The organism is Frondihabitans australicus (genome assembly GCF_003634555.1).
In the GTDB taxonomy this organism is placed as follows: domain Bacteria; phylum Actinomycetota; class Actinomycetes; order Actinomycetales; family Microbacteriaceae; genus Frondihabitans; species Frondihabitans australicus.
Map to the genome: position 1 here is coordinate 2716241 of NZ_RBKS01000001.1, position 10578 is coordinate 2726818.

The 10578-nt window shown below is 70.0% G+C and carries 8 protein-coding genes; 1 reads left to right on the forward strand and 7 read right to left on the reverse strand.

The genetic code is table 11. The annotated features are described in order from the left end of the window. Nucleotides 1-139: 139 nt before the first annotated feature. Nucleotides 140-628 carry an ArsR/SmtB family transcription factor gene (locus tag C8E83_RS12755; RefSeq protein WP_121370244.1) on the forward strand — a complete coding sequence of 163 codons (489 nt, stop codon included), beginning with the start codon at nt 140-142 and terminating at the stop codon, nt 626-628. A gap of 56 nt (nt 629-684) precedes the next feature. Here C8E83_RS12755 and C8E83_RS12760 read toward each other — a convergent pair whose 3' ends face one another. From C8E83_RS12760 to sucC, 7 genes are all read right to left on the reverse strand, one after another. Further along, nucleotides 685-2532 carry an ABC transporter ATP-binding protein gene (locus tag C8E83_RS12760; protein ID WP_121371897.1) on the reverse strand — a complete coding sequence of 616 codons (1848 nt, stop codon included), beginning with the start codon at nt 2530-2532 and terminating at the stop codon, nt 685-687. Between the two features lie 29 nt (nt 2533-2561). After that, nucleotides 2562-4385, reverse strand: coding sequence for an ABC transporter ATP-binding protein (locus C8E83_RS12765; protein WP_121370245.1), 1824 nt, complete (start codon nt 4383-4385; stop codon nt 2562-2564). A 388-nt stretch (nt 4386-4773) separates the two neighbouring features. Continuing rightward, nucleotides 4774-6399, reverse strand: a complete 1626-nt coding sequence (gene purH / locus C8E83_RS12770) for a bifunctional phosphoribosylaminoimidazolecarboxamide formyltransferase/IMP cyclohydrolase (RefSeq protein ID WP_121370246.1) — start codon at nt 6397-6399, stop codon at nt 4774-4776. Next, the gene (purN, locus tag C8E83_RS12775) at nt 6396-6989 is read right to left on the reverse strand and encodes a phosphoribosylglycinamide formyltransferase (RefSeq protein ID WP_121370247.1); all 594 of its coding nucleotides are present in this window, start codon (nt 6987-6989) and stop codon (nt 6396-6398) included. The genes purH and purN overlap by 4 nt, the downstream gene beginning before the upstream one ends. 22 nt (nt 6990-7011) lie before the next feature. Then, entirely contained in the window at nt 7012-8364 is a 1353-nt protein-coding gene (locus tag C8E83_RS12780; protein WP_121370248.1) for a cell division protein PerM, read from the reverse strand. 109 nt (nt 8365-8473) lie between these two features. Next, the gene (gene sucD / locus C8E83_RS12785; RefSeq protein WP_121370249.1) at nt 8474-9367 is read right to left on the reverse strand and encodes a succinate--CoA ligase subunit alpha; all 894 of its coding nucleotides are present in this window, start codon (nt 9365-9367) and stop codon (nt 8474-8476) included. Between the two features lie 14 nt (nt 9368-9381). Further along, nucleotides 9382-10545 carry an ADP-forming succinate--CoA ligase subunit beta gene (gene sucC / locus C8E83_RS12790; RefSeq protein WP_121370250.1) on the reverse strand — a complete coding sequence of 388 codons (1164 nt, stop codon included), beginning with the start codon at nt 10543-10545 and terminating at the stop codon, nt 9382-9384. Nucleotides 10546-10578 lie beyond the last annotated feature (33 nt).

The window sequence follows — 10578 nt, forward strand, 5'->3', positions numbered from 1 at the left end:
CCCCCCCAAGCCGCCGTCAGGGCTCGAACACCGGTCAGCTCAGGCCCGCCGCTCCTCCACAGGCGTGGCGTGAGGGCCTGCTGTCCACAGATCAGCTGAACGACCAAGCCAAGACCGCGCCGACGGGCACGCTGAAGGCATGACCCTCACGAACGAATCGCCCAGCAAGCGCCCCATGACGGCCTTCGAGATTCTGGGCGAGCCGCTCCGCCTCTTCCTCATCGAGACGCTGTGCGTCGGCGCACAGACGTCGGGTGAACTGGCTGAACTGGCGCACGAGCGATTCGGGGTGAGCTGGTCGGCGGTGTCGCGGCAGCTCGTGACGCTGCGGCGATCCGGCTTCGTCCGGTTCGTTCCGGAGGAGACCACCCGCTGGTACATGCTCGAAGACGACTGGCTCGACCTCGTGACAGGCGAGGTGGAATCGCTGCAACGGTGTTGGCACGACCACCGGGAACACCGCGGCTACGGCTTTCCGGGGCTCGTGCGGGCCCACACCGACTGGCCGCCGGATGTCCGCGCCGATCACCGAGGTCGGCGCGGCCGAACGGCGAGGAATCGTGCAGCACGGGGCGCCGACCGCAGCATCTACGTGCACGACGCCGACGGCGAGGCCGGCCTCGAGTGAGACCGACCCCGCCGGCGACGCACCGGGGCAGCGCGACAGCGAGCCCCGCCGCCTCGCTAGACCAGCGAGTCCCTCCACGCCGCGTGCAGCTGCGCGAAGCGACCCGTGCCCGAGATGAGGTCGTCGGGCGAGCCGTCCTCCACGACACGGCCGTACTCCATCACGAGCACGCGGTCGGCGATCGCCACGGTCGAGAGGCGGTGGGCGATGATGAGCGCCGTGCGGTCGGCGAGCAGGGTCTGCAGCGCCTCCTGCACCAGACGCTCCGACGGGATGTCGAGCGAGGCCGTGGCCTCGTCGAGGATCAGCACCGCCGGGTCGGCGATGAAGGCCCGAGCGAACGACAGCAGCTGTCGCTGACCCGCCGAGACCCGCCCGCCGCGCTTGTTCACGTCGGTGTCGTAACCGTCGGGCAGCGCCATGATGAACTCGTGCGCGCCCACCGCCCTGGCCGCCCGCTCGATCTCATCGCGGGTCGCATCGGGCTTGCCCAGCGCGATGTTGTCCGCGACCGTGCCCGAGAAGAGGTACGCCTCCTGCGTGACCATGACGATCGCTCGCCGGAGGTCCTTCGGGTGCAGATCTCGAAGCGAGACCCCGTCCAGCCGGATGGTGCCGCGGGTGGGGTCGTAGAAGCGAGCGATCAGTTTCGCGAGCGTCGATTTGCCTGCTCCTGTGCTCCCGACCAGAGCGATGGTCTGACCGGCGGGAACATGCAGGTCGAACTCGGGCAGCACGACTGCGGAGGGGTTGTAGGCGAACTCGACGTCGTCGAAGTCGATGGCCCCCGAGGCGTGCCACAGGTCGACCGGGCGCGCAGGATCCGGCACACTCGGCTGTTCCTCCAGCACCCCCGAGATCTTCTCGAGCGCGGCCGACGCCGACTGGTAGCCGTTGTAGAACATCGCCAGCTCCTCCGCGGGATCGAAGAACCGCTTCGCGTACAGCGCGACCGCGAGGAGCGCGCCGATCTCGAGCGAGCCGTCGATCACCCGGAAGCCGCCCCAGAGCACGACCGCCGCGAGCGTGCAGTTGCCGATGAGCACGAGGCCCGGGTCGAAGGTCCCGAACAGCTGGAACACCTTCGAGTTCGCCGACCGGTAGTCCTCGACGTAGCCGCCGTACTCCTTCTCGTTGCGCTTCTCCTTGCGGAACGCCTGCACGGCGCGGATGCCTGTCATCGTCTCGACGAAGTGCACGATCACCCGCGCGCTGGTCACACGCGTGGCCCGGAAGCGCTGCTGCGAGCGAGTCTGGAACCAGCGCGTGAGGAAGAACAGCGGCACGAGCGCACAGGCGAGCACGAGCCCGCTCTTCGGGTCGAGCAGCACGAGGGCGCCCGCCGTGAAGAGCATGTAGAGCACGCCCTGCACGAGCTGGTTGATACCCGAGTCGAACAGCTCGCGGATCGAGTCGAGGTCGCTCGTCTGTCGCGAGATGATGCGGCCCGAGGTGTAGCTCTCGTGGAACTCGAGGCTCAGCCGCTGCGTGTGCAGGAAGAGCCGCTTCCGCAGGTCGAACAGCACGCTCTGACTGACCCGGGCGAACAGCACGGTGTACTGCGCCATCAGGATCGCGCCGACGATGCCGGCCGCGAGGTACAGGGCGACGACCACCAGGGTCGGCGTCCAGTCCGCTCGCTTGAGCAGGGCGGGCAGGGCCGAGTCGATGCCGTAGGCGATCAGCGACGGGCCGGCCACCTGGGCTCCGGTGCTGATCACCACGATGACCGCGGTCACGATGATGCGGGCGCGCAGGGGCTGCAGCAGCGACCCCAGGAGCACGCGGGAGCGCTCCCGGAGCCGACGGCTCTCGGCGCGGGTGAAGTTCTCTCGTTCCTCCCCGCGCACGCCGAGCGTGGTGACCGACGCGGTCTCCAGAGGAACCCCGTCGGTCGTGGCCATGGTGGGGTCGGGGGTGGTGGTGTCGTCGCTCACGCGTAGACCTCCTCTCGGGTGCTCTCATCGTCGTCGTCGAGCGACGAGATGACGTAGCGGTAGTGCTCGTTGGTGGCGATCAGGTCGGAGTGCCGCCCGACCGCGGTGACCCGCCCGTTCTCGAGCAGGGCGACCCGGTCGGCCAGGTTCACGGTCGAGGGCCGGTGCGCGACGATCAGCGAGGTCGTCGACGCCAGCACCCGCCGCAGCCCGGCTTCGACTCGCGCCTCGGTGTCGACGTCGAGCGCCGACAGGGGGTCGTCGAGGACCAGGACGGCAGGCCGCGCGGCGATGGCTCGCGCGAGGGCGAGACGCTGCCGCTGGCCGCCGGAGAGGCTGAGCCCCTCCTCGCCGACCTTCGTGTCGACGCCCTCGGGCAACCGCTCGACGAAGTCCGCCTGCGCGATCTCGAGCGCCTCGCGCATGACGCGGTCGGCCTCGTCGCCCGACAGGTCGGGCCGCCCGAGCAGGACGTTCTCGCGCACCGTGGTGCTGAAGAGCGTGGCGTCCTCGAAGGCCATGCCCACGTGGCGCCGGAGCTCCTCGCGGGTGAGGTCGCGCACATCGACGCCGTCGATCAGCACCTCGCCGCCGGTGACGTCGTAGAGGCGCGGCACGAGGGCCAGGAGCGTCGTCTTGCCGGATCCGGTGAGCCCGACCAGGGCCATGGTCTCGCCCGGCTCCAGCTCGAGGTCGACCCCGTCGACGAGGTCGGCGTACTGCGCCGGGCTGTCCTGGTAGCGGAAGTGGGTCGAGCGGAAGGTCAGTCGGCCGTGCGGCTCGGCGATGGTCTTCGGGTGCTCGGGATCGGTGATGGTGTTCTCGCTGTCCATGACCTCGAAGAAGCGGTCGACGGCGGTCCGGGTGTCGAAGGTCATCGACAGCAGGAAGCCGATCGACTCCACCGGGAACCGGAGGACGGTCGCCGTCGCGAAGAACGCGAAGAGCTGCCCCACGGTGAGCTGGTGCTGCGACGCCAGCCACACGCCGGCCAGCAGGCAGAACGCGAAGGCGACGTCGGGCACGAGCAGCAGCCACAGCCACAGCTGCGCGATCGCCTGCGACTTCTTGATCTCCGTGCCGCGGAGCTCGTCGGCCCGCCGCGCGAAGTCCTTCAGCGAGTGCTTGCCGCGACCGAACGCCTTGAGCACGCGGATGCCGTGCACCGACTCCTCCACGCTCGTGGCGAGGTCGCCGACCTGGTCCTGGCTGCGGCGGGCGACGGTCGAGTACTCCTTCTCGAACCGGAGGCCGACGATCCAGATCGGCACCGACGCCACGAGGAAGATCAACCCGAGCAGCCAGCTGTAGAAGAACAGCACGACGAAGCCGACGACGATCGTGATCAGGTTGACGACGAGCAGCACGATGCCGAACGCGAGCCAGCGCCGGATGAGGCTGAGGTCGCTCACCGAGCGGCTGAGCAGCTGGCCGGACTGCCAGCGGTCGTGGAAGGCGACCGGGAGATCCTGCAGCTTCTTGTAGAGGCTGTTGCGCATGCTCGTCTCGACATACGTCGACGGGGTGAGCACGAGCCAGCGCCGGGCCATGATCATGCCCGCCTCGACCACGCCGAGGGCGAGGACGATCGCGAACGCCGGCCAGACCTGGCGCGCGTCGTGGCTCGACAGCGGCCCGTCGACGAGCCTCTCGAGCACGAACGGGATGAACAGCGCCACCAGCGACGCGATCATGGCCGCGACCATCCCCGCGATGATGCGGGGAAGCGCGGGCCGGAGGTAGGGGATCAGCCGGGCGAGACTCTGGACTGTCGTCGGCCGATCGGTTGAAGGGGTTGACGGGGGATGCTGCTGAGACATGGAGGAATCCGTATCCGGGTGGAGCGGGGTCGCAGAAGCGACCCGAGACAGGAACTGCCCGCAAGCCGACCGGTGAAGCCGTCGAGCGGGTGTGCGGCGCGACGAGCGCGCGAGAGGGGCGGAGCGGGAGGCCGACCTAGGCGGCGAAGGTCTCCTGGCGGCGGCGGGAGGCGGCGACATACACGCCACCGGCGACGGTCACCGTCAGGACCGTGTTGTGGGCTGTGTTCGTCATCGTGTCCTCCGAGGCGCTCGCGTTAGTCGTGTGTGATCGTTCGACGACGGCGCCTTCTGGGCGTCGTCGGCTGCACGCAGCCTTACAGACTATGGGCGGTTTCGCCCAGAGCGCAAGACCTCAGCGCAATCCGGTCGCAGGAGCAGGCGACCCTCAGTGGAAGAAGTGCCGCTCGCCCGTGAAGTACATCGTGACGCCCGCCTTCTCGGCCGCCGCGATCACCTCGTCGTCGCGGATCGACCCGCCGGGCTGGACCACCGCGCGGACGCCCGCGGCGAGCAGCACCTCGAGGCCGTCGGCGAACGGAAAGAAGGCGTCGGAGGCCGCGACCGACCCGCTGGCGCGATCGCCCGCCCGGTCGACGGCGAGATGGCACGAGTCGACCCGGTTGACCTGGCCCATGCCGACGCCGACCGACGCGCCCTGGTGGGCGAGCAGGATCGCATTCGACTTGACCGCCCGCGAGGCGACCCAGGCGAATTCGAGGTCGGCGCGGGTCTCGTCGTCGGCCTCGTCGCCCGCGACCAGCTTCCAGTCGTCGCTGGTCCAGCCGGTGAAGCGGTCGGAGTCCTGAACGAGCAGACCGCCCGAGATCTGCTTGAACTCGGTGTCAGCGAGGGCGAAGCCCGCCGGCAGCTGCAGCACTCGGAGGTTCTTCTTCGACGAGAGGATCTCGAGCGCGGCGTCCTCGAAGCCGGGCGCCACGATCACCTCCGTGAAGATGCCCTTGACGGTCTCGGCCATCGCAGCCGTCACCGTGCGGTTCGCCGCGATGACGCCGCCGTAGGCCGACACCGGGTCGCAGGCGTGCGCGCGGGCATGAGCGTCGGCGATCGGGTCGTCGGCGAGTGGGCCGCTCACGGCGATGCCGCACGGGTTCGCGTGCTTGATGATCGCCACCGCCGGCTCGGCGAAGTCGTAGGCCGCACGGACCGCCGCGTCAGCGTCGACGTAGTTGTTGTACGACATCTCCTTGCCGTGCAGCTGCGTCGCCTGGGCGATGCCGGTGCCGCCGTCGGTCGTGTAGATCGCGGCGCGCTGGTGCGAGTTCTCGCCGTAGCGCAGGGTCGACTCGAGCGAGCCCGACACGTCGAAGGCCGAGCCGAAGGGCGCAGGATCCGACACCGCCTCGGGGTGAGCCGCCCGCACCCCGACGTTCTGCGCGAAGTACGCCGCGACGGCCGTGTCGTACGAGGCGGTATGGGCGAACGCCTCGCCGGCGAGCCGCTGCCGCTGGGCGAGAGTCGTGCCGCCCAGCGTGAGGGCCTTGATGATCTGCGGGTAGGAGGCGGGACTCACCGCGATCGCCACGTTGGCGTGGTTCTTGGCGGCGGCCCGGACGAGCGCGGGACCGCCGATGTCGATGTTCTCGATGACGACGGGAGTCGCGGCTCCTGATGCCACGGTCTCGACGAACGGATAGAGGTTGACGACGACGAGCTCGAACGGCTTGATGTCGAGGTCGCGCAGCTGAGCCTCGTGACCCTCGAGGCGGAGGTCGGCGAGGATGCCGGCGTGGATCGCCGGGTGCAGGGTCTTCACCCGGCCGTCGAGCGACTCGGGGAAGTCGGTGACGGCACTCACGTCGGTCACCTCGAAGCCGGCGTCGCGGATGGTCTGCGCCGTCGAGCCGGTCGAGACGATCTGCACCTTCGCGCTCGCCAGGGCGGTCGCGAGCTCGACGAGGCCGGTCTTGTCGCTCACCGAGATGAGCGCGCGGCGGATCTCGATCGCGTCGCGCTCGCGGTACAGGCTCGGGTCGATGGTGTGGCCGCTCATGCCGTGGTCTTCTCCGTCAGGTCGATCGCCCCGGTGGCGATGTCGTGGATGGTGCCGATCAGGAGGCGGCGCTCGACCACCTTGACCCGGTCGTGCAGGGTGTCTTCGGTGTCGCCGGGCAGCACGGGGATTCGCTCCTGCGCGAGGATCGGGCCCGAGTCGACGCCGTTGTCGACGACGATGACGCTCGCACCGGTCTGCGAGGCGCCGGCCGCGAGCGCGTCGCGGACCCCGTGGGCGCCGGGGAACTCGGGCAGGTACGCCGGGTGCGTGTTGATCATGTGCGGCGAGAGCGCGTCGACGACCTGGCGCGGGAAGAGCCGCATGAAGCCGCTCAGCACGACGAGGTCGGGCTGCCACTGACGGATCTGCGCGAGCACCTCGTCGCCCCAGCTCTCGCGGTCGGGGAAGCTCGTGAACGGAACGGAGAACGTGGGGATGCCGAACGCCTCGGCGTGCTCGAAGCCATCTGCCTCACGGTCGGCGCCGATGGCGACGACTCGAGCGGGGTACTCGTCGCTCTGCGCGGCCTCGAGGAGGGCCCGCAGGTTCGAGCCACCGCCGGAGATGAGCACGACGAGCTTCAGCACCCGAACAGCCTACCGTGGCCGGTCAGCGCTTCAGGCCGGGGATCCGCTCGGTCACCACGTCGTCCTGGTCGCGAGCGTGCGGCGACTTCGCCCTCGGCTTCGAGGAGGCGCCGCCGCTCGTGGCGGAGCCGCTGCCCCCGGCCCGCCTCTGCAGGTCGGAGACCCGCTGCGGCTGCCGCACCACCAGGGCGAGCATGGCCGGCACTCCGATCTCGAGGGCGGCGAAGGCTCCGACGACGAGACCGTTCGCGCCGACGGTGGCGAGTCGCCCGGGCCCGGCCGACCCTGACGCCGCGGCGACGAGGAGACCCACGACGAGGCCGCCGGTGACGCCGGTCGCGGCTCCTGCGACGACGCGGCCGACCATCGTGTCGTTGCGACCGAGAGCGCGCTCGATGTCGGGTCGAAGGAGGGTCGTGACGACGAAGGCCGCGACGACCGGGACGAGGATCCCGATGAAGCCGAACGTCGGCGACCCGGTCGGCAGTGCGCCGAGGAACGGGATCGCCGGCATCGGGCCGATGGTGGTGCCGAGCGGCGAGACCGCTGATCCTGTGCCCAGGGCGAAGCCGGGGCCGACCAGCCACGACGCGGCCCACGCCACCGCGTTCGGGATCAGCGCCACCTGGCCGAGCGTCAGGGCGACGCCGCCGACGACGCCCGCGTGCGCGCCCTCGTAGAGCGAGATGATCGAGGCGTAGTGCGTGACGAGGAGGAGGGCGACGATCACGCCGGCGATCGCCATGACCGCGGCGGCGATCGCTGATCCTGCGCGAAGGGACACCAGGGCGACCTCGCGACCCAGCACGGGCACCCGGTCGATCAGGCTCAGGATCCGAAACGTGACGGGGTCGGCCGGTGCTCCCCGGCGTCGCCGCGTCACCTCGGCGGCGGCCAGAAGCGGCACGCCGTAGACGATCGTGGGCCAGGCGACGCCCTGCGCCACCGACACGTGCGCGCCGGGCGCCTCGGCCGTGAGCGTGACGACGGCGGCCAGGACGGCGAAGACGGCGATGGCGGAGACGCTGCCGATCGCGCGATGCCGCGTCTCGGCGAGGCGACGGCCCGTGCGGGCGCCGAGCACGACGGTGAGGAGCGCGAACCCGAGGGCTGCGATCGAGATGAGCATCGGTGCCCCGGCGCCCGTGATGCCGGTGGCCGCGGCCGACTTCGCCGAGAGTGTGAGCGTGAGGTCGACGCCGTGGCCGACCAGCCAGATGTCGGCGCCGGCCCGCCAGAAGACGCTCCAGTCGACCTGCAGCCCGTACTGGAACGCCCAGAGGAAGGTGAGCGCGACGACCGGGATGCCCACGCCGATGCCCGCGACGAGAAGGGACTCGAGCGCGGCGAAGACGGCGGTGACGGGGCGGTTCATACGGCGACGACTGTACCGGCGGGCACCGACGACGAAGGGCCGCCCCGCCGAGGCGGAGCGACCCTTCAGAAACTGCCTTGTCTAGCTGGCAGTTGCCGTGCCCTTCGGTTCACTTCGCAAGCGAAGTGAACACCTCGCGGAGCAGCGCGGCGGTCTCGCTCGGCGTCTTGCCGACCTTGACGCCGGCGGCCTCGAGGGCCTCCTTCTTCGCCTGCGCGGTGCCGGCGGAGCCCGACACGATCGCACCGGCGTGGCCCATCGTCTTGCCCTCGGGGGCGGTGAAGCCCGCGACGTAGCCGACGACCGGCTTGGTGACGTTCGCCTTGATGAAGTCGGCCGCGCGCTCCTCGGCGTCGCCGCCGATCTCGCCGATCATGACGATCGCCTTGGTCTCGGGGTCGGCCTCGAACGCGGCGAGCGCGTCGATGTGCGTCGTGCCGATGACGGGGTCGCCGCCGATTCCGATGGCGGTCGAGAAGCCGAGGTCGCGCAGCTCGTACATCATCTGGTAGGTCAGGGTGCCCGATTTCGACACGAGACCGATGGGGCCCTTGCCGGTGATGTTGTTCGGGGTGATGCCCACGAGCGACTCGCCCGGCGTGATGATGCCGGGGCAGTTCGGGCCGATGATGCGCGTCGCGCCGCCCTTGGACTTCGCGAGCGCCCAGAACTCCGCCGCGTCCTGCGCGGGGATGCCCTCGGTGATCACGACGACCAGCGGGATGCCCGCCTCGATGGCCTCGACGACCGCGTCTTTCGCGAAGGCCGGCGGGACGAAGACGATCGACACGTCGGCGCCGGTCTCGCTCATCGCCTCGGCGACCGTGCCGAAGACGGGCAGTGTGACGTCGCCGTGCGTGACGGTGGTGCCGGCCTTGCGAGCGTTGACACCGCCGACGACCTGCGTGCCGGCCTTCAGCATGAGCGCCGTGTGCTTCGTGCCCTCGCCGCCGGTGATGCCCTGGACGATGACCTTGTTGTCTTTGTTGAGGAAGATCGACATTGCTCTTTCAGCCCTTACTTCGAAGCCAGCTCGGCGGCCTTGTCGGCCGCTTCGTCCATGGTCGGCACGACGGTCACGAGGGGGTGGTTCGCCTCCGCCAGGATGCGGCGGCCCTCCTCGACGTTGTTGCCGTCGAGGCGCACCACGAGGGGCTTGGTCGCGGCGTCGCCCAGGATTCCGAGGGCGGCCACGATGCCATTGGCCACGGCGTCGCACGCCGTGATGCCGCCGAAGACGTTGACGAACACGCTCTTCACCTGCGAGTCGCCGAGGATCACGTCGAGGCCGTTCGCCATGACCTCGGCGCTGGCGCCGCCGCCGATGTCGAGGAAGTTGGCGGGCTTCACGCCGTTGTGCTTCTCGCCGGCGTAGGCGACGACGTCGAGCGTCGACATGACGAGGCCCGCGCCGTTGCCGATGATGCCGACCTCGCCGTCGAGCTTCACGTAGTTGAGCCCGGCGGCCTTGGCCTTCGCCTCGAGCGGGTCGGCCGCGGCCGCGTCTTCGAGCTCTGCGTGGTTCGGGTGACGGAAGTCGGCGTTCTCGTCGATCGACACCTTGCCGTCGAGCGCGACGATGTCGCCCTGCTCGGTGAGGACCAGCGGGTTCACCTCGACGAGGCTGGCGTCCTCGCCGGTGTAGACCTCGTAGAGCTTCACGAGCACGGGGGCGACCTTGTCGACGAGCTCGTCGGGGAATCCGCCCTGCTTCGCGATCGCCTTCGCCTTGTCGAGGTCGATGCCGGTCAGCGGGTCGACCTCGACGCGCGCGAGCGCCTCGGGACGCTCGACGGCCAGCTCTTCGATCTCCATGCCGCCCTCGTAGCTGCACAGCGAGAGGTACGAGCGGTTCGCCCGGTCGAGCAGCACCGAGAAGTAGAACTCCTGCTTGATCTGCGCACCCGCGGCGACCATGACGCGCTTGACGACGTGGCCCTTGATGTCGAGACCGAGGATCGCGTTCGCGGCCGCCTCGGCGTCGTCCGGGGTCTTCGCGACCTTGACGCCGCCCGCCTTGCCGCGGCCGCCGACCTTCACCTGCGCCTTGACGACGGTGACGCCGCCCAGCTTCTCAGCCGCCGCCCGCACCTCGGCGGGGGTGTCGGCGATGATGCCCGGCAGGACCGGGACGCCGTAGGCCTCGAAGAGGTCTCTGGCCTGGTACTCGAAAAGATCCACGCTGTTCTTCCTATCCGCATGCGGAGCCCTCGC